This window comes from Sinorhizobium sp. NG07B, assembly GCF_002532005.1.
Classification (GTDB): domain Bacteria; phylum Pseudomonadota; class Alphaproteobacteria; order Rhizobiales; family Rhizobiaceae; genus Sinorhizobium; species Sinorhizobium fredii_C.
Map to the genome: position 1 here is coordinate 146,395 of NZ_NWTD01000008.1, position 25,066 is coordinate 171,460.

General features: G+C 59.4%; 20 protein-coding genes and 1 pseudogene. 8 read left to right on the forward strand and 13 right to left on the reverse strand.

What is annotated here, in order from left to right; all coding sequences use genetic code 11:
* Positions 1-29: 29 nt before the first annotated feature.
* A complete protein-coding gene (locus CO664_RS22950; protein WP_097527361.1) occupies positions 30-791 on the reverse strand; it encodes an SDR family NAD(P)-dependent oxidoreductase in 762 nt (253 codons plus the stop codon).
* A 142-nt stretch (positions 792-933) separates the two neighbouring features.
* On the opposite strand from CO664_RS22950, the gene CO664_RS22955 reads away from it, so the two are divergent.
* The 3 genes and pseudogenes from CO664_RS22955 (at position 934) to CO664_RS22965 (ending at position 3,052) form a co-directional block, all read left to right on the forward strand.
* Positions 934-1,818 carry a LysR substrate-binding domain-containing protein gene (locus tag CO664_RS22955; RefSeq protein WP_097540001.1) on the forward strand — a complete coding sequence of 295 codons (885 nt, stop codon included), beginning with the start codon at positions 934-936 and terminating at the stop codon, positions 1,816-1,818.
* Between the two features lie 45 nt (positions 1,819-1,863).
* Positions 1,864-2,563 (forward strand): annotated as a pseudogene (locus tag CO664_RS22960) (SDR family NAD(P)-dependent oxidoreductase); the annotation flags it as partial.
* A gap of 99 nt (positions 2,564-2,662) precedes the next feature.
* Positions 2,663-3,052, forward strand: coding sequence for a DUF1330 domain-containing protein (locus CO664_RS22965; RefSeq protein WP_097540002.1), 390 nt, complete (start codon positions 2,663-2,665; stop codon positions 3,050-3,052).
* A gap of 579 nt (positions 3,053-3,631) precedes the next feature.
* Here CO664_RS22965 and CO664_RS22970 read toward each other — a convergent pair.
* From CO664_RS22970 to CO664_RS23010, 9 genes are all read right to left on the reverse strand, one after another.
* Positions 3,632-4,636 (reverse strand): glycoside hydrolase family 3 N-terminal domain-containing protein, encoded by a 1,005-nt coding sequence (locus CO664_RS22970; protein ID WP_097540003.1) that lies wholly within the window; start codon positions 4,634-4,636, stop codon positions 3,632-3,634.
* Positions 4,633-6,315, reverse strand: coding sequence for a GMC family oxidoreductase N-terminal domain-containing protein (locus CO664_RS22975; RefSeq protein ID WP_234820310.1), 1,683 nt, complete (start codon positions 6,313-6,315; stop codon positions 4,633-4,635). Before CO664_RS22975 ends, CO664_RS22970 begins: the two co-directional genes overlap by 4 nt.
* Positions 6,315-7,814 carry a GMC family oxidoreductase gene (locus tag CO664_RS22980; protein WP_097540004.1) on the reverse strand — a complete coding sequence of 500 codons (1,500 nt, stop codon included), beginning with the start codon at positions 7,812-7,814 and terminating at the stop codon, positions 6,315-6,317. Before CO664_RS22980 ends, CO664_RS22975 begins: the two co-directional genes overlap by 1 nt.
* An 11-nt stretch (positions 7,815-7,825) precedes the next feature.
* Positions 7,826-8,926 (reverse strand): sn-glycerol-3-phosphate ABC transporter ATP-binding protein UgpC, encoded by a 1,101-nt coding sequence (ugpC, locus tag CO664_RS22985; RefSeq protein WP_097527365.1) that lies wholly within the window; start codon positions 8,924-8,926, stop codon positions 7,826-7,828.
* 4 nt (positions 8,927-8,930) lie between these two features.
* Positions 8,931-9,836 carry a carbohydrate ABC transporter permease gene (locus tag CO664_RS22990; protein ID WP_097527366.1) on the reverse strand — a complete coding sequence of 302 codons (906 nt, stop codon included), beginning with the start codon at positions 9,834-9,836 and terminating at the stop codon, positions 8,931-8,933.
* The gene (locus tag CO664_RS22995) at positions 9,829-10,722 is read right to left on the reverse strand and encodes a sugar ABC transporter permease (RefSeq protein WP_097540005.1); all 894 of its coding nucleotides are present in this window, start codon (positions 10,720-10,722) and stop codon (positions 9,829-9,831) included. The genes CO664_RS22990 and CO664_RS22995 overlap by 8 nt, the downstream gene beginning before the upstream one ends.
* 63 nt (positions 10,723-10,785) lie before the next feature.
* On the reverse strand, positions 10,786-12,033 hold the full coding sequence (locus CO664_RS23000) for an ABC transporter substrate-binding protein (protein WP_097540006.1): 1,248 nt from the start codon (positions 12,031-12,033) through the stop codon (positions 10,786-10,788).
* 63 nt (positions 12,034-12,096) lie between these two features.
* Positions 12,097-13,410 carry a histidinol dehydrogenase gene (gene hisD / locus CO664_RS23005; protein WP_097540007.1) on the reverse strand — a complete coding sequence of 438 codons (1,314 nt, stop codon included), beginning with the start codon at positions 13,408-13,410 and terminating at the stop codon, positions 12,097-12,099.
* A gap of 101 nt (positions 13,411-13,511) precedes the next feature.
* Positions 13,512-15,314, reverse strand: coding sequence for a thiamine pyrophosphate-binding protein (locus CO664_RS23010; RefSeq protein WP_097540008.1), 1,803 nt, complete (start codon positions 15,312-15,314; stop codon positions 13,512-13,514).
* Positions 15,315-15,686: 372 nt separating this feature from the next.
* Here CO664_RS23010 and CO664_RS23015 point away from each other — a divergent pair, with 372 nt between their 5' ends.
* Positions 15,687-16,376, forward strand: coding sequence for a hypothetical protein (locus CO664_RS23015; RefSeq protein WP_037385863.1), 690 nt, complete (start codon positions 15,687-15,689; stop codon positions 16,374-16,376).
* Positions 16,377-16,514: 138 nt separating this feature from the next.
* Here the strand turns inward: CO664_RS23015 and CO664_RS23020 are convergent, their stop codons facing one another.
* Positions 16,515-17,375: a helix-turn-helix transcriptional regulator gene (locus CO664_RS23020; RefSeq protein WP_234820311.1), complete on the reverse strand. Its 861-nt coding sequence runs from the start codon at positions 17,373-17,375 to the stop codon at positions 16,515-16,517.
* Between the two features lie 97 nt (positions 17,376-17,472).
* Here CO664_RS23020 and CO664_RS23025 point away from each other — a divergent pair, with 97 nt between their 5' ends.
* The 4 genes from CO664_RS23025 to hisN all read left to right on the forward strand — a co-directional run bounded on the left by CO664_RS23025 (position 17,473) and on the right by hisN (position 20,716).
* A complete protein-coding gene (locus tag CO664_RS23025; protein WP_097540009.1) occupies positions 17,473-18,489 on the forward strand; it encodes a Gfo/Idh/MocA family oxidoreductase in 1,017 nt (338 codons plus the stop codon).
* A 91-nt stretch (positions 18,490-18,580) separates the two neighbouring features.
* Complete coding sequence (locus tag CO664_RS23030; protein ID WP_097540010.1) at positions 18,581-19,462, forward strand: sugar phosphate isomerase/epimerase family protein; 882 nt, start codon at positions 18,581-18,583, stop codon at positions 19,460-19,462.
* A 144-nt stretch (positions 19,463-19,606) separates the two neighbouring features.
* Positions 19,607-19,786, forward strand: coding sequence for a hypothetical protein (locus CO664_RS23035; protein ID WP_234820312.1), 180 nt, complete (start codon positions 19,607-19,609; stop codon positions 19,784-19,786).
* A 147-nt stretch (positions 19,787-19,933) separates the two neighbouring features.
* Positions 19,934-20,716 (forward strand): histidinol-phosphatase, encoded by a 783-nt coding sequence (hisN, locus tag CO664_RS23040; protein WP_097540012.1) that lies wholly within the window; start codon positions 19,934-19,936, stop codon positions 20,714-20,716.
* A gap of 171 nt (positions 20,717-20,887) precedes the next feature.
* Here hisN and CO664_RS23045 read toward each other — a convergent pair whose 3' ends face one another.
* Positions 20,888-22,168, reverse strand: a complete 1,281-nt coding sequence (locus CO664_RS23045; RefSeq protein WP_234820313.1) for an MFS transporter — start codon at positions 22,166-22,168, stop codon at positions 20,888-20,890.
* A gap of 2,034 nt (positions 22,169-24,202) precedes the next feature.
* Entirely contained in the window at positions 24,203-24,643 is a 441-nt protein-coding gene (locus CO664_RS23060) for a GreA/GreB family elongation factor (RefSeq protein ID WP_097540015.1), read from the reverse strand.
* Positions 24,644-25,066 lie beyond the last annotated feature (423 nt).

The following is a 25,066-nucleotide window of genomic DNA, read 5'->3' on the forward strand; positions in this document are numbered from 1 at the left end:
CCGATTTATGATGGAGGCCTTGTCGGAGCTCAGTGGATCAGCATTCCGCCGTTGACGTCGATCACGGCGCCGGTGACATAGGCCGACAGGTCGGAGGCGAGAAACAGATAGATGCTGGCGACGTCGCGTGCCTCGCCGAGCCTGTTCAACGGGATGCCCCTGATGATGTCGGAACGCATCTCCTCGGACAGCTTGCCGCCGGTGATATCAGTCTGGATGAGGCCGGGGGTTACAGAATTGACGCGAATGCCTGCCGGGCCGAATTCGCGCGCCATCGCCTTCGCGAGACCAAGAACGCCGGCCTTGGCCGCCGAATAGTGCGGACCGCCGAAAATGCCGCCTCCACGCTGGGCAGAGACCGACGACATGCAGGCAATTGATCCGCCGCCATTGTCGCGCATGTTCGGGATAAAGGACTGGCTGAGGTTCAAGACGCCGGTCATGTTGACCGCAACGATGCGCTGCCAATCCTCTTCGGAAATCTCGAGCGTCTTCACGGGCTGCGTGACACCGGCGTTGTTGATGAGCACGTCGATGGCGCCGAACGCCTCGATTGCCGCCTCCGCCGCATCCTTGCACGACGCCCGATCGGTGACGTCGCAGCCGAGACCAATGTGACTGCCGCGCTCAACCGGTGCCAGGGTCGACGCCGCTTCGCTCGCGGCCTCGGCATCGATGTCCAGGATGGCGACTCTGGCACCATTCTCCGCAAAAAGCTCGGCCGTGGCGCGACCGATACCGCGCTTGCTTGCCGCTCCCGAAATGACCGCGGTCTTTCCTCGCAGTAGCATACAGGTCTCCTCCTCCCGAAGCCTCTGGTCCTCTTCGTCCGCGTGGCGGTCCGCCGCTTCGATGGGGAGAGAATTGAATGAACGAGCGGTCTGCTGCAAACGCCAAGTTTACATCGGTAGATGACTCTGCTTCACTAATCCGATGCTGAACATGATTTCGCTTTCCGCCATGCGCATCTTCGAATCGGCCGCCCGCCTCGGCTCCTTTCGAGCGGCAGCCGAGGAGCTCAGGCTTTCGCCGAGCGCGATCAGTCATGCGATAGTGCGACTTGAGCGTGACCTCGGCGCCAGTCTTTTCGAGCGGACAACGCGCAATGTCGAGCTGACGCTGGCGGGCCAGACGCTGCTCACCCATGCTTCCAATGCCTTTGAGGAGCTGCGCCGTGGTGTTGAACTTATTTCATCCAAAAAGGCGCAGTTGCTGCGCGTCCATTGCGCGCCGAGTTTCGCCGCTCAAGTTCTGTCACCGCGCCTGCCGCTGTTCCTGAAAGAGAACCCCGGCATCGAAGTGAGGTTCGCCGCCAGCACGAACTATGCCCGTTTCGTGGACGATCTTTTCGATGCGGATATTGTCTATGGCGAGCCTCTGGATCGCGAGGACCTCATCGTTATTTCCCTCGGAGAGGAGATCGTCGCTCCCCTCTGTTCGCCGGAGATGGCCAAGGAACTCAAATCGCCCCGTGACCTCGTACGACAGCCACTCATACGCAGCGATCTGAAGCGCATCCAATGGATCGACTGGTTCGAGGCGAACAACCTCGGGCCGCCTCCTGCTCCAACGATGAGCTTCGACAGGAGCTTCCTTGCGGTAGACGCCGCCGCTAACGGGTTGGGTGTCGCACTTGAATCGGACGTGCTGGCGCGGCGCGAATTGGACAACGGAAAACTGGTGCGGCCCTTCGCAGGCAGGTGTCGCGACACGCGCTACATCGGGCACTACCTGGCTTATCCGAAATCTGGCAGCCAACGGCGCTTGGCGAGGATTTTCGCCGACTGGCTCACGAGAATAATGCAATCTGGCGATTGATTGCGCACTATTGATGTCAAAGCACATGGTGTCTTGGTGGGACTCGTTAAGCTCGATGTGAGCAGCGCAGCGGATGCGGAAGCCGCCGCACAGGCGACGCTCGAGCGGTTCGGACGGATTGACGTGCTGGTCAACAACGCGGCGAGCTTCTACGCCGGGTATTTCGAGAAGCTGTCTCCCGAACAGATGGAGCTGCAGCTCAGTACCAGCCTTGGTGGTCCCATAAACGTGACCGCGCCTTTCTTCCGGCCGTGCGAAAGCTGCGCTCGGGCAAGGTCATTTCCATCTCTTCATCAGCCGGATTGATGGGTTTCGAGTTCAACTCGGCCTACTCGGCGTCAAAGTTCGGCCTCGATGGCTGGATGGAAGCGCTACAGGCCGAAGTCGATCCATTCGGCATCCAGACAATGATCGTCAATCCTGGCTTTTTCGCACGGAACTGCTCACTGAAGCATCCACCAATTATGCGGTTCCGGCCATCCAGGACTATGCCGAGCGCCGAGGCCAGCAGATTGCGTTCTATAAAGCGCAGAACGGCAAGCAGGGCGGTGATCCCGCCAAGCTCGCACGTGCCCTGATCACGCTCTCGGACCAGGACGAACTCCCACGACGTTTCATCGCGGGTACTGACGCCATCCAGGTTGCCGAGCAGAAGATTGCCCTCCTGCGGCAGCAGATCGAGGCTTGCCGCGAGCTGTCGAACACCCTGGCGATCGACGAAAACAGCAACGAGAAAACCCGTTAATCAACCGCCGGAGAGCGGTGCCCGGCACGTCGTCGGCAGCCGGACCCGCTCACTGAGCCCATTCCACCGTCCGATGATCTCAACTGGAGGAAAACCAGAATGAAGAAGTTTCTTGTCACTGCCCTTGCCGTGCTCGCCCTGAACGTTAGCCCAGCCGCGTTCGCCCAAGATGCTGCCAAAGCTCCGACCCCTGCCTATATGATCGGCAGCTATGACATCCGCGACGAGGCGGGCTTTCAAAAATACATTGAGGCCGCATCGCCGCTTGTCAGCCAGTATGGTGGCCGCGTCATTGTTTACAATCCCGGTGCCAAGTCGATTGTCGAAGGCGAGCCCAGGTCGGTGATTGCCGTCGCCGAGTTCCCCAGCCTCGCTGATGCCGAGCGCTACTATAACTCGCCGGAATACACCGCCGATCGGAAGTTCTTCACGGACTCGACTGAGGGGTGGCGCATCATCACCGAAGGTGCTGGTCTTCCAACGAAATGACATGGCCGGCTGCAGCTTCGTAGAGTGGAACTCTGCTACGCTGCAGTAGCACCCGTTATGGAAGCCGAAAAACCATGTCGTGGTCCATCATGTGGCCAACGCAGTTCGTCCGCTATATGGCGCAACCTGCTCGTTCGGATGAGCAAGACGGAACTCTTCACCCTGGCTAGACCTACGGGAACGCGAAGAGCCGACCCATTGCGGTTTTTCAGGATGATCCCGACTTGGGCGCTTTGGCCCCCATAGCTGACCGTCGTGAGCGGCTCGACAACTCTCTCCTGTCCCGTCTGATCGCAGAGGGATTGGTTGGCATGGGCTTAATGCGGACTCCTCGCTGAGTGGCCAGTGCAACGCTTGCGGAACCCAATCACCACGACCCTGGACAGCTCGTTGGCAATGTTCCGTGTGCTCGCTTTGGACGGCTAACGTAGCCGCACAGGCAGCTTGCGGCAGTTGGCGATCCGCTCTACCGCAGGCGCGTTGACTGCAATCGACTGCGTGTCGACCCACGAATGTTCTCGAGGGCTTTTTGCTACGCACCCGCCGGAGAAGCCCGGCGAGCAATCCGGTACCGTTCGTTCAATGTCCAGCGGCGATTTCCCTCACGCGGCGCGCCGCGTCCGCCAACCGCTCGGCAGAAAGACGCCCAGCCCGCACTGCGTCTGCGATGCCGTCGGACAAGGCGTGGATGTGTGGCCCTCCTCCGACGAGCAGGAGGTCGACCCCTGCATTGAGGGAGGCGATCGCGGTGTCCAGAAGCGATGCGCCACGCATCGTGGCAGGAGCGTCAAGATCGTCGCTGACGACGAGGCCCTTGAAGCCGAAGTGCCCGCGCAACAGGGCGATCACGGCCGCTGACGTGCTGGCAGCATTTTGTGCGTCGAGCGCGGCGACGGGCGCGGGGCCTGTCATCACCGCTTTCGTCCCAGCCTCGATCGCAGCCCTGAACGGCAGGGCACTTGCGAGAATACGGTCGAGTGTCGTTCCTAGCGAAACATCGACCAGCGCGGGGTCAGCTTCGAGATCGTTGAAGCCCGGAAAGTGCTTCGTCACTGCAATGATCCCCGCCTTCTGGACGCCCTTGACGTACGCCGCGGCAAGCCTCGCGACGGTTTGCGCATCCCTGCCCATCGTCCGGTTGTGCAGCCATGGATTTCGGCCGTCGACGACGTCTGCGATCGGCGCCAGGAACATCGTGACGCCGAGCTCGCAAGCGGCTGCCGCGACTTGTTGGCAACGTTCGGCGAGCACGTTCTCAGACAACGCGCCCGCGTCTTGCAAGGCGGGGAGCGCACAGACAAGCCCTTCCAGCCTCTGGATGCCGCCCAACTCTTGGTCGACGGCGACTATGAGCTCGGGACATCCAGCCCGGAGCCTGTCGACAGCGGTTCGAAAGATATCCGGGGTCTCCGTGGCGAGTCTTTCTTTTGACATCTCTCGAGCCACGTACTCGGCCCGAGTTTCCCCGATCAGAATGGAACGGCCGCCCTTTTCCAGAAACGGTTCCATGACGTCCGCAAAATCCAGATTATCGAACGCCGGCAGGAGTATTGCCCTGGCGTCCTGATCGAGTGTGAGGGTCATAAGCCGTGATCCTTTTGATGTCTCTGCGCGGTTTCTAAGCGCAGGAAATCGGCCGCACGCTCGCCGATCATGATGCAGACGGCGTTGGGGTTGCCCGAGATCAGCGTTGGCATGACCGAGGCATCAGCGACCCGCAGTCCGTCGATCCCTCTCACTCGAAGCTGAGAATCGACCACCGCCATCTCGTCCTGGCCCATGCGGCATGTCCCAGAAGGGTGCAAGGCGGCGTGGGCGTCCTTGAGACAAAAAGCTCTGATGTGCTCGCGCGACTTGAGAGACGGCGACGGCGTGTGCCGGGCGGCGACGTATCGCGCGATTGCCGGCTGCGCCATGATGTAGAGCGCGGTCATTGTTCCGTCGGTGATGGCGTCGAGATCGTACGGGTCCGAGAAGTAGCGCGGCGCTACGCGCGGATTTGCCGTCGGGTCAGCGCTAGCGAGCGTCACCTCACCTCTGGAGCGGGGTCTGATCTGCCCCAGATTGACCGTGCATCCGTTACCGCCCGGCACCGCATCGACCCCCTCCTCGATGCCCGCGCCAACGACCATGAAATATTGGATATCAGGGGTCATCTCTGCCTTGTCGCCCCACCAGAATGCGCCGCCTTCAATCAGGTTCGATGACGCGGGTCCGCCACGGAAGAGGGCGTAGTTCAGACCCGCCGCCGCCTTCCAGAGAGGCTTTTTATACTTGTCATAGCTGTGAGGTCCGTTGAGCTGGTAGACCAACGAGATTTCGATGTGATCCTGCAGGTTCTGGCCCACGCCGGGCAGGTCCGCCTGGAGGTCTATGCCCTGGCGTCTGATCTGGTCTTCGGGACCGATCCCGGACAGCATCAGGAGCTTGGGCGTGCCAATCGCCCCGGCGGAGAGGACGACTTCCTGCTCGGCCCTATAGACCAGGGTGCGTTTGCCCCTCACGCATTCGACACCGACTGCGCGTCCCTTCTCAACTATCACGCGCGTAGCCGTAGTCCCAGTCTCGATACGCAGGTTGCTCCGTTTGCGGGCCGGGTTGAGATAGGCAACCGCGGCAGAGCTGCGGCGCCCGTTGCGGGACGTTATCTGATACAGGCCGCAACCGGCCGGATTTCCTGAATTGAAGTCGGGGTTGTAAGGAAGCCCCGCCTGCTGGCAGGCCTGCAACCAGGCGCGGGTCAGGGGATGAATATAGTCGATATCCGAAACTCCGAGGGGCCCCCCGACGCCATGGACTCCGTTGCAAAAGCGATTGTTGTCCTCGGCGCGCATGAAGAACGGCAGGACATCGGCATAGCCCCAGCCTTCAGCACCCAGGTTGACCCACTGCTCATAATCGGACGGCACGCCACGAATGTAGATCATCGCGTTGACGGAGCTGCCGCCGCCAAGCACCCTCGCCTGTACCATGGTCGGCTTTTCATCACGTGCCTGATCGGCCATCGGTTCCCAGTGAATGCGCTTCAACAAGTCACCCTGCGCCGTTTTGTAGTAGGCGCCGGGAATGTGAATGTAGGGATTGTGGTCGCGCGGCCCCTCCTCGATGAGCAATACGCTAACAGCGGGGTCCTCCGAGAGACGCGAGGCCACGACACAGCCGGTCGAGCCTCCGCCGACGACGATGTAATCGTACGTGTTGACCTCGTCCGGCTGCCGCGAGCGAATTCCGAAAACCGCCGACCCAATGTCCCAGCGTGCCATCAACGCCCCCTTGAGATCGAATTGCCTGCCTTGATAGCGAGCGCAGCGACCGTCAGTGCCGGATTGACGGCAGCCGAAGTAGGTAAGACCGACGCGTCGGTGACGTACAGATTCTCCACGTCGTGGCTGCGGCAATCGAGATCGACAACCGACGCTTGCGGGTCAGTTCCCATTTGGGCGGTACCGCATTGGTGAGAGGTCGTCTTCCGTCCGAACGTGCGCGTCAGGACTATCGGAAAGCCCGCCCTACGCATGACGTCGCGGGTTCTTTTGATCAGCGCTTCGTGGGCACGCATATTTGAGCGCACCCAATGCATTACGACCCTGCCGTCCTTCACCATTACTCGGCTGTCTGGATTGGGAAGGTCCTCGCTTGTGAGAAACCAACCATAGGCATAACGCGCCATGAGCCTTGCCATCCAGGCCGGCACCGACGGCGTTTGCGCCTTGAGGATATTGCCGGTGATATGGCCCAGCAGTTGAACATTGCCCAGCGGGAAGCCCGTATCGGGGTCCTTGTTGTAGAAATCGTTGAAGGCCAACGTCTTCTGATAGACGGCGGTGTTGGGTGATCTTGGATCGATCGCCAGCATCGCAGTCGTGTTGTGATTCATGAAGTTGCGGCCAAGTTGGTCGGAGCTATTGCCGAGGCCTCGGGGATGCGTGCTATTGCCAGATCTCAGCAGTAGGGCGGCCGACTGAACCGCACCGGCAGCCACTGCAAAAATTCCGGCGCCGATCCGCTGCTCCACACCATCCTTGATATAAACGGCGGCCGTCACTTTCGTGCCGAGCGGATCAGTTTCCAGCCGCACCACATTTGCGCCCGTAATGACGCTCACGTTCGGGTGCGCCAGTGCACTGGCAAGCGGACCGACTTCCGCGTCGATCTTACCGCGTCCGGTATTCGGGAACGCATCCCACCCTGTCTTCCCGCGTCGAAGCCACTCCTCGATATCGATCGCCAGCGGCAGGCTTGCCGGGTGGACGCCGGCCTTGCGCAACCTTGCCCGCACCGCGGCAATGGCCGGTTCGTCGGGAACAGCCGGGAAGCGATACGGATGCGATCGCGGCGGCTCCGTCGGATCCTCGCCGGCCGCACCACGGACGCCATAGATTTCCTCTGCCCGCTGATACCAGGGCTCCATATCGGCATAGCCTAATGGCCAGCCAGGCGAGCGGCCTTCCATATGCGGACGGGGCTCGAAGTCCTCGGCCCGGTAACGGTACATCACCGCCCCGAAGAACTTGGAATTGCCACCGACATAGTAGTAGTTGCCCGGCAGGAACGACTCGCCATCGGTACCCACCCATTCTTCGGTCGACCGGTAGAAGCCCTTCTGGAAAATGGCCACGTCATCCCGAGCCTTGGGGGTGTCCTTCAGGTACTCCCCGCGTTCGAGAATGACGATGCGCTTTCCCGAGCCCGCAAGACTATAGGCGAGAGAGCTGCCGCCGATCCCCGACCCGATTATTACAATGTCCGCTGTCTGGTCCATTAAACATCCTGTCAATTGATCAGCTCTTCGCTGTCCGGATCGAAGAGGACGATTTTCGAAGTATCGACGGCGAGCGTGGCTGAGGTGCGTGCATTGACCTGCTTTGGCGGCAGACGGGCCGTGACTTCCACGCCGCCGAGATGGAACACGGCAAGCGTATCCGGGCCGGTGGGCTCCACCACGTCAACGTCCACCGAAACTGCACCTTGCGCCTGCCCATTTCCGACGCTGAACATTTCGGGCCGGATGCCGATGAGAACCTTGCGGTTCGCATATTTGGAAGCAGCCTGACCGGACAGACTGATTCCTGGTATCCGCGCTGCCCGCCGGTTGGCAACGTCGATGATCGCGGTCGCGGTCGTGCCTTCGACTTCGATCCTGCCGGGAATGATGTTCATGGACGGCGAGCCGACGAACTTTGCAACATAAACGTTCGCCGGCCGGTCATAGACCGTCTGGGGATCGTCGAGCTGCTGGACCACACCGCCCTTCATGACGGCCACGCGGGTCGCCAGCGTCATCGCTTCGATCTGGTCGTGCGTGACGTAGACGATCGTCGTGCCGAGCCGCGCGTGCAGGCGCTTGATCTCGGTGCGCATATCGACGCGCAGCTTCGCGTCGAGGTTCGACAACGGCTCGTCGAACAGGAACAGCTTGGGTTGGCGCACGATGGCGCGTCCCATTGCAACGCGCTGACGCTGGCCGCCCGACAATTGCGACGGCTTGCGATCCAGGAGATGCGTTATCTGCAGAAGATCGGCGGCTGATCGAACGGCCTTGTCGCGCTGAGCTGGCGGCACCCCGCGGATCTTCATGCCGAATTCGATATTCTGTCGAACCGTCATCGTCGGGTAAAGCGCGTAGGATTGGAAGACCATCGCGATGTCGCGATCTTTCGGCGACAGCTCGTTAACAACCTTTCCGGCAATCCGGACCTCGCCGCCCGAGATGTTTTCCAGCCCGGCTATCATGCTTAGGAGGGTAGACTTTCCACACCCGGAAGGACCAAGAAGGACGAGGAAATCGCCAGTGCCAATGGAGATACTCACCTCCTTGAGGACTTCGAGATTGCCGTAAGTCTTGCGAACGCGATCGATTTCAAGAGTGGACATTGGATCAGCCTTTCACAGCGCCGGCCGTCAGTCCGCGGACGAAGTAGCGTCCTGCGACGATGTAGACCAAAAGAGTGGGGATAGCGGCGATCATGGCGGCGGCCATGTCGACGTTGTACTGTTTGCGCCCGGTGGTCACGTTGACGATGTTGTTGAGCGCGACCGTTATCGGGCTGTTTCCGCCGGATGTGAACGAGACACCGAACAGGAAGTCGTTCCAGATCTGCGTGAACTGCCAGATACAGGAGACCACGATGATCGGAATCGACGTGGGCAGGATGACGCTCCAGAAGATTCTGAAGAAGCCTGCTCCATCCACCATGGCCGCTTTGGTGAGTTCGTCCGGCAACGAGACGAAATAGTTGCGGAAAAACAGCGTGGTGAAGCAGATGCCGTAGGCGACATGGACGAATACGAGGCCAGGAATGCTGCCGGCGAGGCCGAGCAGGCCGAGCGTTCGCGCCATCGGGATCAGGATCGCCTGATAGGGCAGGAAGCATCCGAAGAGCAGCAAGCCGAACACAAAGTTCGCGCCCGGAAATCGCCACTTCGTCAGGATGTAGCCGTTGATGGCGCCGATGCCTGTCGACAGGACGACGGCCGGAATGACCATCAGCAGCGAGTTCACGAAATAGGGTCTGAGGCCGGTGCACTCGGTACCGATGCAGGCCTGCGACCAGGCGGAACGCCAGGCATCGAGGGTGATGGTCTGCGGCAGCCCTATAAAGGAGCCGCCGTAGATTTCGTCGAGCGGCTTGAGCGATGTCACGACCATAACCCAAAGAGGCATCAGATAGAGCACTGCCATGACAGCGAGTGGGCCATAGATGAACACGCGACCCAGACGCATCCGGTTTTGTCGTTGGAGGGTTTCCGCAATTGGTTTCTGCTGCGCGAGGGCGTTAGCCATTGTTGCGCTCCCGAAGTTCGGAATAGAGATAGGGGACGATGATGGCCGCGACGGTCATGAGCATCATGACAGCGCTCGCCGCCCCGACGCCCATCTGGTTCCTGCGGAACGTCGCCGAGAACATGAAGGTTGAGGGAAGCTCAGTCGCTGAACCGGGGCCACCGTTGGTGAGCGCCAGCACCAGGTCGAAGCTCTTGATGGCGATGTAGCTCAGAAGGACAATTACGCTCAGCATCGCCGGCCGCAGCATCGGGATGATGATCTGCCGATAGATGAGCGGGAGGCTGGCTCCTTCGATCTGCGCGGCCTTAATGACCGAGTTGTCGATCCCTCTGAGACCGGCCAGGAAAATCGCCATGGCGAAACCCGAGGATTGCCAGACGCCAGCAATCACGACCGTGTAGATCGCCATGTTGGGATCAGTGATCCAGTCGAACGTGAAGCTCGTCCAGCCGAGTTCGTTGACGACCTTCTGGATGCCGAGACCGGGATTCATGATCCACTTCCATGCCGTCCCGGTGACGATGAACGATAGCGCCATCGGATAAAGGTAGACCGCCCTAAAGAATCCTTCCGCTCGAATGTTCTGGTCGAGCAGAATTGCCATGAGCAGGCCAATGCCCGTCGAGAGCATCAGGAACAGCGCGGAGAAGATAAAGAGGTTCGCGACGGCGGTGTGCCAGCGCGGCGTCGCCCACAACCGAACGAATTGCTCGAAACCCGCGAAGTCGTAGACCGGTACGAACTTCGAGGAGGTGAACGAGATCACTCCTGTCCAAAGGATGAACAGGTAGACCGTGACGATGACGATCAGCAGGCTGGGAGCGACGACAATGCGTGGAAGCCAGCCTGCCAATCGTGATGAAAAACTCTTGGCGGCGTTCATGAGCTAGCTCCGATGACCGAATCCTTCGAGGTGGGCCGGGTGCTGGGCACCCGGCCGGCTGCGTCAGCGGGCGTTGTCGATTCCTTCGACAAGCATCTTCACTGCGTCCTCCGAAGACATGTTGCCGACAAAGAATTGGGCAGCCACATCGCCAAAGACAGATGCGAATTCCGGCTTGGCGGCAAAGCCGTGCGTCATCGCGCCCAGCATGCTGCCCGCCTTTATGGCTTCGGCACGTTCGTTAAAGCCGCGCTTTGCGCACTCGTCGAAATCGTCCACGGAAACGTCGGTTCGAGCCGGGATGGAACCCTTGATCAGGTTGAAGCCCTTCTGAACCTTGGGGTCCATGATCGTTTCGGCGAGAGCCACCTGGGCTTTCTGGACAGTCTCGTCCTTCACCGTGAACATGCCGAAGCTGTCGATGACGTACTGGAACGAGGAAACCTTGGCTGGCGTGGCGAAGCAGTAGAAGTCTGCGTTCGGCTTCAGGCCCTTGGCGAGGAACTCGCCTTTTGCCCAGTCTCCCATGAACTGCATCGCGGCTTCGCCGTTGATGACCATGCCGGTCGCCACGGCCCAGTCTCGGCCGACGAAATTGTCGTCGACGAGGCCACGGACCTCGCGCAGCGTGTCGAAGACCTTGGTCATTTCCGGACTGTTCAGCGCCGCCGGATCGAGGTCGATTGCGACCTTCTTGTAGAATTCGGGGCCGTTCAAGTCCGACAGCAGTGCATCGAAGATGATCCCGATCTGCCAGGCCTCGTCGCCCATCGCGACCGGCGTGACGCCTTTCTCCTTGAGCTTCTTACCGGCAGCGATAAGTTCCTCCCATGTCTTGGGAGGCGCGATGCCGGCCTCGTCGAAGATCTTCTTGTTGGCCCACACCCAGTTCTGACGGTGCATGTTGATCGGTGCCGCAATGAACGCGTCGCCGGAGGTGACGAAAGTAAGCAGTTGCGGGGGAAGCGCCTCACGCCACCCGCCTTCCTTGGCAAGGTCGTTCAGATCGCGAACGACACCCTGTTCGGCCCACTGGGGACCTTCCCAACCCAAGAATTGCATTGCGCCCGGAGGGTCGCCCGAAGTCAGACGTGACCTCAAGGCCTGCTGCGCGTTCGCGCCGCTCATGCCGCCGACGGCGGAGTCCTTCCACTGGAAGCCCTTTGTTTCCAGGTCCTTGCGGATGACGTTCAAGGCGTCGACTTCGCTTTGGGAAACCCAGTGGTGGAGAACCTCGATCGTGCCTTCCGCACGCGCGGCCGCCGGCACCAGCATCGTGGCAGCGACAAGACTGGCAATAAACTTTGACATCTATGTATTCCTCTCTGGTTGCGGTTGATCGCAGGCCCTTGGCGGGCTCTTGGCGCGAAGTTGTTAGCTGGGGTCCGCCGGCATGGCATAGCCGACGTTCTTGCGGCCGTAGCGACGAACGCGGATGTTCGACTGCTCTGCGTGGCCGGCAAATCCTTCCATGAGGCAAAGTCGCGAGCCGTATTGGCCGATCAGAGCGGATGCCTCGTCCGTCTCGATGCGCTGATAGGTGCAGGTCTTGAGGAACTTGCCGACCCAGAGACCGCCTGTGTAGCGGGCAGCCCTGTTCGTCGGCAGCGTATGATTGGTGCCGATGACCTTGTCGCCGAAGGAGACGTTCGTGCGGGCGCCCAGGAACAGCGCGCCGTAGTTCCTCATGTTGTTAAGGAAGTAGTCGGGATCGCGCGTCAGGATCTGGACGTGCTCGGAAGCAAGCCGGTCACCTTCGGCGACCATCTCGTCGACCGTGTCACAGAGAATGATTTCCCCGAAGTCCTCCCATGCTTTTGCCGCAATCGCGGCGGTGGGCAGGATCTTCAGGAGACGATCGATCTCGGTCAGAGTATCACGGACGAGCTTTTCGGAATTCGTGATCAGAACCGCAGGCGAATTTACGCCGTGTTCGGCCTGCCCCAGCAGATCCGTCGCCACCAGTTCGCCATCGGCGCTGTCGTCAGCGATGACAAGTGTTTCGGTCGGGCCGGCGAAGAGATCGATGCCGACTTTCCCGAAGAGCAAGCGCTTCGCCTCGGCAACATAGGCGTTGCCGGGGCCCGCCAGCATGTCGACCGGTGCAATCGTTTCCGTCCCGTAGGCCATCGCTGCGATCGCCTGAACGCCACCCAGGCAATAGATCTCGTCCGCGCCTGCAAGTGCCTGGGCAGCGACGATCTTCTCGGAAATCCTGCCCTGGAAAGGCGGTGCGCAGGTGATGACACGCTCGCAGCCGGCAACGCGGGCGGTCAGGACGGTCATATGCGCCGAGGCCAACAGCGGATACTTGCCGCCCGGCACATAGCAGCCGACATTCTGGATCGGGACGTTGCGATGACCGAGGATCACTCCCGGCAGAGTCTCCACCTCGAGGTCGGTCAGGGTTGCCTTCTGAGCTTCGGCAAACTTTCGGACTTGGTCCTGCGCGAAGTCGAGATCTTCGCGCTCGCGCCTCGTGAGGGAATTGATGGATCGGTCGATTTCTTCCTTCGAAAGACGATAGGATTCCCGATCGAGCTTGTCGAACTGGATCGACAGTTCGCGAACTGCCTTGTCACCACCGTTCTTGATCTTTGCGAGAAGCGCGTCGACTGCTTTGGTCACCTCGCTGTCGGTACCGCCTTCTTCTATAGAGACCTGCGCTGATTTGATGTGCCGTATCATGACAAAGACTCTTCGTTTACGGTCGCCGCAAGCGCCGCACTCTCAAACGTGATGGATGGTGAGTGACGAGGGCGGCCCACCGCCACCCTCGCGAGATCTGCTTAGAGATGCTGTTCGCGTGCACGCATCTCAGAGTAAGCAGCCTGTTCCTTCTCGTAGTAGGCCGGCGACGGGAAGTCCCACCAGCCGGTGGCGAACGGACCTGCCGCGTCGCGGGATACGATGACTTCAACCAGGGCCGGACCACCGCATTCCAAAGCCGCCTTCAGGCTGCTTTCCAGGTCTTCGTTCTTTTCGACCCTCCAGGCCTCCAGACCGAAGGCACGCGCCGAGGCCGCGATGTCTGCCGAATAGGGTTCGCCATTTCCGGCGTGACGGTTGAACTCCGATGCAATGTGACGCCCCATGAACTTGCGCTGACCGCCGCGGATCGACATGTAACCGGAATTGTTCAGCACGAGGAACACGACGTTGATGCCGTTCATCGCTGCCGTACCCATCTCCGGCAGGGACATCATGAAGTCACCGTCGCCGACGATCGCCACGACCTGGCGATCAGGGCAGGCAAGCTTGGCGCCCAGCGCGGCCGGAACCGCCCAGCCCATTGGAGAATAGGAACCCGAGGTGAGATGCGTGCGCGGCTCATAGACCGGGAAGCTCTGTTTGACAGAGCCTTGTGTGTTGCCCGATCCGACGACAACGATGCCGTTGCGGTCCAGAACCTTGCGCAGAGCCATAAGGGGCCGCTGCGAAGTGAAGGGGGTTTCGCGGCTGTTCTCGCGCGGCTCCACTTGAGCGCGCCAGTCGGCCTTGGCCTTCTGCACGTCGGCCAGAAACTTCTCGCGACGCGACAGCATCTTCGTCGACTCGGCGTCGGAGATCATGGCCAGCATCGCTTCCAATGCGACTTTGGCATCGGAAACGATACCGACTTCGGTCTCATAGTTCTTGCCGATTTCGCGCGGATCAAGGTCGATGTGGATCAGCTTGGCCGACGGTATCGAGAAGGACACGCCCTTGGCGTAGGATGAGGCGGACCAGTCGGTGAAACGGCAACCGACCGAGACGACGACGTCAGCGGAAGCGGTGATGGTGTTGCCGCAAGTCGTGCCGGTCTGCCCGACGGCTCCGATGAACAGTGCGTGATCTTCCGAGATTGCGCCTTTGCCGTTCCAGGTGATCGATACGGCTGCGCCCAGCTTTTCGGCAAGGCGCGTCAGTTCGGCCGAAGCATTGGCGGTGATCGCCCCGCCGCCTGCGACGATGACCGGACGCTCGGCGTTCAGCAGAACCTTGATTGCCGCCTCAACCGCCTTCGGGTCCGGATAGGCCACGCCGATCGGCAGACGCTTTTCCAGCGGGTGAATTGCGACGTCCGCCGCCTCGACCTGCACATCCATCGGCACTTCGACATGGACGGGACCGGGACGGCCCGTCATCATCGCGCTGAAGGCACGATGCATGATGCTCGGTAGGACCTGAACCGAGTTCGCTTGCCAGGCGCGCTTCGTCACCTGCTCGGTAATGCGCGGGAACGCATTGTCCTGCTGACGCTCCAGTTCCTGCATGGTGCCATGACCATGCATGTAGGTCTGGGGCGAGCCGGAAACATAGAAAAGCGAAGTGGAGTCACAATAGGCCGTTGCCAGACCGATGATCGTGTTCGCCGCACCCGGGCCCACCGAGGTCGAACAGGCCATCGGGCGTCCCGACGCCCGGAAATAGCCATCGGCCATATGCACGGCGCTTTGCTCGTGCATGACCTGGATAAAAGGAAGCTGCGAACCTTCTTCAAGAAATGCGTCGAAGAGCGACCAGATGCCGTGGCCCGGAACACCGGCGACATACTCCACTCCGTATTCCTTTAGTGCTTTCGCGACGACTTGACCGCCCGTGAGCTTCATCTGATCAACCCTCCTCCGTAGTGTTCTTGCCAGCGAGCCTTCGGATGCCGGCTCTTTCGATCATGGGATAAACAGTCCGCGTTTCGTGCAAACCTTACAAGTTCGCAGGGCACGATTAGCTGACGCAGACTGACGCAAGACCTGCTGAGCTTTGCATCGCCCCTTTGGGACCTTCCGCTCGCGAGGCTGGGCTCTTCGCGCGGCTCTGTTCCCAGACGATCTGCATGCCGCTTGGTGGCCGCCTCAAGAGGATTCGCAACTAGACGCACACGGCGCGTATACTTGCGCGGTAAATCAGAATCCCGCGCAATAGGCATTTCGCTCTTGCCGTGGCTTCCTGTGAAGAAAATAGTCTTGCAGGAGGAGTTCGCCGTGGAGAACAAAATTAGAGATCTCGCGTTTGCCGACGAGTTCATTTACGCAAAGCTCGTCGATAACGTGGTTGACCACGACGTCGAGGATGCAATCGTCGTCAACCTGAGCCCGCGGCCGCTTGTAACCGGGGAAGAGCATCCGGCGATCGTTCCCGCCTGGAAATCCACCTGGCTGCGCGGCGGGCGCATCAAGAGCGCCGAACGGGTCGCGCTGGTGAAGGTGCAGCGTGCGACCAATCTTGGAGGAGCCATGTTCCGGGGCTGGGATTGGCTCGGCAACCGGATACGCAGTTTCCCGAGGGACACGCCCCTCTTTATCTCGAAGCAGGACGAGGTCGGCACGGTTACGACTGACCCCCGCGTTTTCACGAACGAGCGCTCGGAACACGAGGCGCCGCAGGCCTTCACGCTGAAGCTAAATCTCTGGTGGGCACCCGGCGACACGGACTGCTTCATTCACCATGAGCACCCGTTTTTGGAGACGCACACGCAGATCCACGGCTCTGGCAGGATGCAGAAGTTCAGGGAACGCGACCCATCCACCTTATACGAGGACGTGGTGATGCCCGTCGGCTATTCGCATGATCCATTCTGCAGGGTGACCGGCAAGAACCAGTGGACCTATCCTTGGCACCGGTACTATGCGGACACCGACTCCGTCTGGTTGGCGGTGGAATTGCATCCCTGACGAATACTACAGTGCCGTGCGTCTTTTCAGACGCACAAAGTCGCTGTAGCACTTTGAAGTGCTGCATGTTTCTATCCTTAAATCGGCTCCGATTTAAGGATAGAAACATGCAGCAGGCCCGGCCATTGCGGTCGGGCTTCACCCCATCTGGATCATGTCAGACCCGTCACCCAAATATTGCAAGGCTTCGCGGGGTATCGACGGATCGTTCCGGTCCATCACGGTCAGGTTGTTGAGGTGCTCGCGTTTCAAAAGGCCTGGTCCGCGGTAGTGGAGAGCCACTTTGGTGGAGTATGGCTGTCTGAACATGTTTGCGGCGATACCGCTGGCTATGCCGAACATAAACTTTTTGGCATTACGCTTTACCTGAGCATAAACTCCAAAGGTCAATTCGTTGCGTTGGATTCCCTCAAAGTCGGCCGTGAAGATGCGGTCAGCCACGGGAAAACAGAAGCCGTAGTACTTGAAAACATATTCAGTTTTCTTTGGGTCATCGAAGCTCGGGAACCGTTCGACATAATAGTGCTGAAGGAACTCCTTGTTGCGGTAGATGCAAAAGGCGGAACGCAGCACGAAACCTTTGTAGATGGAGGAGAATTGATACCTGTCATAGACACCGAGGATATCGTCATCCAGAGAATTGTTCTCTACGATCATGTTTGACACGAAGCGCGAGAACTCCGGTAGCTGGCGAGCGGTAGACATGGCGTGGAAGAAATTTCCGTCGACAAGTGTGCGAAACTCGTCTGGATCCGAAAACAGGATTGGAACGCTGAGTCCGAAATAGTTTGCGATCATCCTTAAATTGGATGCAGATGGCACGTGAGCGCCCGAAAGATACTTGTTGAACTGCTGCCGGTTGACATTGATCTTTCGACAGACCGCCGCAATCGAACCGTGGCCCTCGCACAGGGTTCTAAGATTGGCCGCCAGAGCAGCGGCATTTCCCCCGAAATAATCCAATCTTGCAGCCTTTCGAACTGAAGCAATGAGAAGCATATACTACTTCTTTTCGCGAACGACATCAACTGGGTGCGAAGTTGCTCCACGCGAGGTCCTACCGCACTGTGCTCGAAAGCCGATCCGCGAGGCACCCATGGAATTGCGACAGAGCGCCGTCGAAGGTTGGGCCGTTATGGGCACCGGGACAATCGCGACCGAGCAGATGGTTACGGCTATCCGTGCGATCGGGCATTCGCCGCTTTGGGTGGTGAGCAAAAGCAAGACCGATGCTCTGCATTTCGCAAATGACCTGGACATTCCGCAGGCCACTACGGATATGGAGCGGATCTGGTCCGACCCGGCGGTCAAGTTCGTCTACATCAGCGCCACTCTCAAGCGCCGACAGCATTATGTCCTCGCAGCGGCGGATGCAGGAAAACACATTCTCTGCGATGGACCGCTGTCGGAAGATAGCAAAACCGCCAGGCGACTGATCAAGCACTGCTCAGACAATGGAGTCGTGCTCGCGGTCAACCAGCCCCTTCGTGCCTCCGCGATTCACCAAACTATGCACCGCCTCATTCTTGATGGGGAAATTGGTACCATCCAGTCGGTTTCGATCTTGCGCGGAGGCCCCTTTCAACCTCCTCCAAATCGAAGGGGGGAGATATCCTGTGATCGTGGCAGCGTATTCCTTCACATCTGCGCCGAGGACATCGATCTCGCGCGCTTTCTCACCGGTGGCGAGCCCCTTGAGGCGATTGCCTTTGCCAAGGAATCGAACGGCTCGCCTCACCATCTGGCATATACGATCCGCATGGACGATGGCAGCTTTCTCCAAGCGCATGAGAGTTTTGGCACAGCTGACATGGAAAGCATGGTGGTGGCAGCCGGCACTGATGGCGTGCTGCTTGCCAGCGGGACCTTGAGCTCGCGCGGTTCCGGCGTCCTGGTGCGCAGGCTCGCGGGCCGTAACGAACTCGTTCCAGTGCGTGACCGCGATCTGCATACCGCCACCCTGGAGGAATTCGTGGCAGCAGCGAGACATCAAGCGTCCCCACTAGCGACTGGCAGGGACAGTTTTGCGGCGCTGGTCGCTACGGAGGCGGTGGCTTCAGCGGCAAAAAGAGGCCGGGCGACGGGAATCCGGCCATTTGACGAGAGCGCCTGAACACACGCAGCGCCGCCAATTGGATGCTCGTCTTCAGCCGCACTCACGAGGCTGTCGACGAGCAGTAACGTGAGATAAAAAAGGTGAACTCTTGACCAAAAAGCACCAGCTCCTGCTGCACTCACTCGTCGCCAAACATTCTACGCTCGCGATCGATCTCGACATCGCCGAAGATGTCGGGTTCGACGGCATAGAAGCATCCGCAGCCAAGCTGACAGCATTTCTGGAGTCAGGCTTTTCCGAAGCCGAGCTGGCGGCGCTGCTGCGGGATGTGAACGTACCAGGAATGGGCTTCCTGGTCGATATCGAGCGCCAGGGCGAGGCGAGGAAACAGCTCATGCGTGAAGCGGAAGAGCTGTTTCGTCTCGCTTCCGTGGCTGGGGCCAAAGGGGTTCAGGTGCTGACCGGCCCGGTCAACGTGGAGGCGGTACTGCGCCATCAGGAAGGACTCCCAGCGAACCTTTACAGCGGATTGCTCGGTCGAGCCATTGAGGAGCAAATCGCCCTTACCGCAACGAACCTTTCGGAGATCGCCGACCTCGCTGCCAGCCATGGGCTTCTCATATACCTCGAAGCACTTTCCTGGACGCCCCTGAACACGATTGAAAAACAACTGATGATAATCGATCGCGCCGGGCGCGATAACGTCCGGATGGTGATCGATTTCTGGCATTGCTATACGTCCGGAGACACCCCCGACGATATCGCGCGGCTCGACAAGGAACTCATTTATGGCGTCCATGTGTGCGACTCGTTGGCATTTTCCAGCGGAGTTCCCAATGAAGTGGTCTTGAGAGACGTGCCAACGGGCGCAGGTGTGATCGACCTGAAGCTGTGGGCCGATGCGCTCAAGGCGACTGGCTACGAGGGGTGGTGGAGTTGCGAGCTGTTCTGCAGGAAACAACAACAGCAGAACAGCTACGATGTCGCCCGCGGTCTGCACGCGCTGATGTCGACGCTGGTCGCTGGCTGATCTCCATTTGCAATGGTTGCAGTGACCATTCGCTACAGACGCAGGCATTTGCGTCACTTTGCTTCAGGTATTTTAGGTATGAGAAATCCACCCGCGGGCCGCTGTGACTTATCCTGCTTGCATACTTGGCAACGGGAGGCAATCTTGAGGTTTTACAGAATAGGCGTTCCGGGCACCCCGATTGCTGTCGCAATCCTGACTGCGCTCTGCCTCTGGTGGCTCGGCCCTCTCATCGGCAACTCTTCTGCCCAGATTGCTTCCCTCTACGAGCTCCAGGCCACCCTGAAGAGGGATGCGGTGATCACCATATTCCAGGGCAACTAACGCGCTCGCCACCTGCTGTACGTTACCAACATCGCAAAAGGTGGCAGGCGGCGGTGGTTCTCCCCATCGCCGCCACTCTTTCCGGCCTGTGTTTTAGAAGCAGCCAGGCGCGGTCTTACACATAAATGGACCAGATTGGATAAGGCCATGGACACGTTCCCTCCCGTTTCATTTCTCCATCGCCTGGCGGACGCGGCTTCCATGGAGACGTTGCCTCGATTCCGCACCACTCTCGAAGTCGAAGAGAAGTTCAAGCCTGGCTATCGTTTTGATCCCGTGACCTTGGCGGACAAGGAAGCAGAAAGAGTCCTGCGTGAACTGATTTCGTCTGAGTATCCCGAGCACGCAATCCTCGGTGAAGAGTTCGGCGAGACCGGGACTGGACCATGGAAGTGGGTCATCGACCCGGTCGACGGCACGAGGCCTTTCATATGCGGCATTCCTGTATGGGGTACGTTGATCGGTCTGACACTGGAAGGTCGCAGTGTAATGGGGATGATGAGCCAACCCTTCACGCAGGAGCGCTTCTGGGCTGATCAGGAAGCGGCTTGGGCGAAAAACGTGTCGGGCACCCACCGCATGAGGACCAGATCGACGACAGATTTGACGCACGCAATCCTGCATACGAACTCTCCCGAACGATATGGGGAATTCCCGGAAGTCCGTTTCGAACGTTTGCGAGACAGCGTTCAGATGACGCGCTATGGGGGCGAATGCTATGCATTCGCCATGCTCGCAGCCGGACAGATCGATCTTTGTCTGGAATTGTCCCTGCAGCCATACGACATCGTCGCCTTGATCCCGATCATCGAGCGGGCGGGCGGTGTTGTGACGGGATTAACAGGCGAGCGCCCCGAAGCGGGCGGGCACGTTCTGGCGTCTGCCAATGAAGTGCTGCACGAGCGTGCGCTTAGAACGCTGACCGCTTAAGATTTCAGAGGGATGCGAGAACTCCGTCGGCCATTGAGGCGATGGCTCGTACACGTGACAGTTTGGTCGGCTTTCGCAATCTCCGATGGCGACCCACTCCGCGCCCTTATACAGCGCACGCCTCGCCGGGCTCTGGCTCACATCTTTCCGAAAGCCTCCTGGTTTCCGAAATCACGCGAAGCTTTCACTGGTTTGAGTTTGCTTGTGGAACTGCGATAAGCGGCGTTTCAAGTAAAGGGTGCCGAGTGAAATCAACGCAAACGCAAGCGTCACCAGTCCCAAGCTGATTGTGAGGCTCGAAACCTGTGCGACGAAACCCAGCAGCGCTGGTCCAAGTAGCAGTCCGCTATATCCCATCGTGGTCACAATCGACATCGCTTTTCCGGCTGCACGAGAACCAATTCTTCCCGCCGACGCGAAGACCGCAGGTATCATGTTCGCGACGCCAAAACCGCACAACGCAAGAACCGCCATACTGATTTCAACGCTGTTTCCAATCAACATCGTTGAAAGGGACAGTGCGCAAATGAGTCCTCCGAATCTCAGCACGTTCACATGCCCAATTCGTTTCGTCACGCCGTCGCCAAGCAGACGGCCGATTGCCATGGCTGCGGCGAAGATGGCGAAAGCGTAAGCCCCCACACTTTCCGAAGAACCGAGTGTGTCGACCATGTAAACAGCCGACCAATCCATGATCCCGCCCTCGGCCAGGAAAGCCAGAAAGGCAACAACGCCGAACAGGAGGACCAGCAGTGTCTGCGACCTGTTCAGCGTAGCTCGGCTATCAGTAGCCACAGTATCGGTGGTGCGTGATTGTTGTTTAGCGTCGTTACGAGCAACAAATCGTGTCGACAACGCTGAAAGAAGCACGAGAATTCCGGCGCCTCCCAGACATGCTCGCAGCCCGCCGCCGTAGGAAGCAAGGAATCCGACCAAGGAAGCCCCAACGATGTTCCCGATGCTAAACAGGGCATGAAAGGACGACATTAAGTGCCTTTCCGTTGCTCGTTCGATATCCGATGCCTCGATATTCATCGATACGTCGAGCGTTCCAAAGGCGGCGCCCGCCAGCAACACCAGCGCTCCGACCACGACCAGGCCGTCAACGAATGGAATCATGAGAATTGCCAGGCCGAACACCAGGCTACCCCCAAGACTCAAGACATAGCTCCCGCTAAAGCGATCACTAATGCGCCCGACATTCACCATTAGAACGATCGCTCCAAGGGCGAAACACAACAGCAAAGTCCCAAGTTGCCCTTTGTCCAAGCCCAGCTTCGCTGCAAGCAACGGCAGACTCGAAGCCCATGCCCCAATTCCCACGCCGCCCGCGAGAAAGAAGAGGCTGCACCGCACGCGCTTCGAACTGCGGAGGGTTTCGGCCGAAAACGGAAGCCTATTCATAAAGAATGCCCAGTCTTGATGTTGAGGGAATTGCAGAGGCTTCAGCAATGTCTGCCGCGCGGCGAGGAAGCCTCGTCATGACAGTTCTAGTTTGTGTCTCCAGGGACGCAAGCTCGCACTGTCCACTTTCCTGACGCAAGCTGACGCACTCCGCTGTACGGCCATCACGGGGCTCCCTAGCCTGCATCAGTGAGCGTCAATCATGTCTCCCGGTGGGAAATTGTCGGGGTTTCGGCGGTGAATTCAGTCTGCTTGCCATCAAGGAGAAGCGGCTACGTCGCCGGTGACATGTAAGCGGGCCAATGGCGCTCACAGTGTCCGCGCCCTTGCCGCAGCTTCTACGCCGATGTCGCAAGCTACGACCGCACGAAAACTGGCCCTGGGGGACGTCGCCAGAACGAGAAAGTTGGGCTGGAACTTTTCGGCGCTTCTCGTGAAACCGCTGGCCGTTTCAGTGCGGACGGGAGGAGCATTTTTCCTGGTCGCCAACGGACGAAGAGCCTAACAGGAGAACCTCGACATTCTCCTTGAGTGGTTTCTTTCGCAGACTGCGGACCTACGCTGAAACGGCACATGCCTGAGTCCAATGTCCCGTGTTGACCCCTGTGAAGCCGCTCGGATGAACCGCGCTGAATGCCTGTTTTCCACCCACCCACGACGCTGGTGAAGGTGAACTCTCGACCCTCAGCCGACCTTGACCCGCCGGGTCATGAATGGCAGCCCTACGCCCGCAACCGTCCCTTCTTCAACTTCCGAGCAAGCCTTATCAGAGCATCGCGAAAGCGACGATCATCAATCCAAAGATGCCCACCGCGATGATCGTTTTCGATGTCCTATCCATCGTTACCTCCAGCGGGCCAGCGGACCGCGCGGTCGTCGCTGGCCTGAGAGCCGCTGTTCACCTATGATGCACGGCTGCCTTTGGGCTGCGACACAGTTGCCGGTGATTCCACCTATACCTGTCCCCTACGGTCGGAAAAGCCTTTCGACAATCCGCGGGATGTCGTTTCTCGTTATGCCGATGTCCTCGAGCAGCCTGTCGTCGAGGTTGTGAAGCGCGGCGGCCGCCCGCCTCCGCTGCCGGCGTTGCAGCGCACGTAGAAAAAATCCCGCGACAGTCACCCTGGGACTGCGCAGCATCGGATCCTGGCGGACTTGGGTTGGTGAGTGTTCGTGTGCGGACATTGTTGCCCTCCATTCGCAGTATTGATCGGCCCGGTCGCGTGGTCCGCAGAAGCGACGCGGCGAACGGGCGTTCGGGAGGCATCAGCGGCCTGCAGACGCGGCGGCGCCCGCTTGAGCGCCGCGCGCGCGTAGCCGCGTGCCAGACTGTCTATGTGAGAGGGTATCCCCGAGGCGGCGAACGCGTGCGTTCGAGCCGCTCGGGGTTACGGTCGCGTCAGCAGGGACGCTGAGAGGACCAGGTATTTCTTGTGTCGACGTGAACTAGTCATACCTCCGATATGGTCACTTGAGGCAAAGGCTTCAATCGGTCGAGATGCGGCCTTTGGACGCTGGCTAATCGATTGTAAAATCGCGCGAATCCGCAGCTCCAGCCGACAGGGCGCTTGCGCCCAGGAGTTGCTTGATGGGCGCTAGCCGTCGCTCTCTGACGCAGGCGGAGGCGGCTCGTCACCGCCGGTTCCACAGCGCGGTGACGGTGCTTCCGATCAGCACTTGCGCCAGGGGCCCAGTCCCTCTACGCGAGCCACGATCAAATTCGGCCCGCTCCTTGGCCACAGCAGCTAGGATCGCGGCCTCCACCGGCCCCTCCTCCACTACCACTGAGGAGCGGAGCCCTTCGATAGAGGCGAGTTCCTGGCGCAGGAGATCCGCTTCGCGCATCGCGGCTGTGCGGTACGTTTCACCTGCGACGGGTGATATCTGAGGCCCTTATCGTTAAGCGCGTGAACGGCCGTCAGGCTGGCGTTCCACTAGATCGCTAGCTGGATTGCGTGCTCCTGTGTTGGATCGCATCTTGCGCTGAAATCGGTCGCGAGGATGATGTGGCCTGGATTCAGCCGGCCCGCTGCGGGTACTGCATTTCCGGATATTATCCTTGGGCGACATCCTGACTGGGATCTAACGGATCCTTGGCGATAACGTCGAGGTGATCACCATTGGGGTGCCTGGAAGCGCAAGAGCTTGAAAATCAATCCGGATCACGTTGATCTTCTGTAAGCCATCCTTTTCTGTTTCGACAGCAATTACCCGACCCGCTCTCAATCCGAGCAACCCCAATCCCAAAGGCGACTCTACCGAGACAGTATACTTAGGAAAGTTCTGGCTCTCATTGCGGACTACATTGGCAGTTCTCGGTACACCTGCATCGACGCAGAAGGTCACGCGACTGTTTATCGTCACGACATCATCGGGGACATTTCGCGGGGAGCAAATTTCAGCCTGCACCAGCTTTCTTCTGAGCAATCGGCGGTAGGCATTGTCGCTCGTGGTCTGATCAAGAATTTCTCTGAGCACCGCATGGTCGTTTGACGTTAGATAACACTGAAGCCGATTGCTCATGTCAGAACTCCTTGGAGCAGATCTGCTCCGGCAAAACTAACTGATCTCAGTTCGATCTCCCTGGCCGCTGGTCTCATGGCGCCAGGGCCCAAGTCCTGAGATGGAGCTACCGACTTCAGTCCGAAAACGACGGAGTCGTTGAAGCAGATGAAATCCGGGTCGTCTGCGGTTAGCAGACGATAGACAGCCGATGCACGGTCAGTGCTGCGTCGATTCCCTAGACGAAGGCTAGTCACACTCAACGCAGGCCTTCTGAACGTGGCGTGTCCACTCAGGCCAGGATACTTCCCTACAACTCGCTTAACTCGCGCCATCACCAGTCCTCTCGGGTCCACTCAAAGGCGAGCCCCGCGGTTCCTCTTTTCGCGATCCTCGTTCTGCGAGCCTCTTGAATTCGCTCCGCCTGTCGTTTGGTGAAAGGCC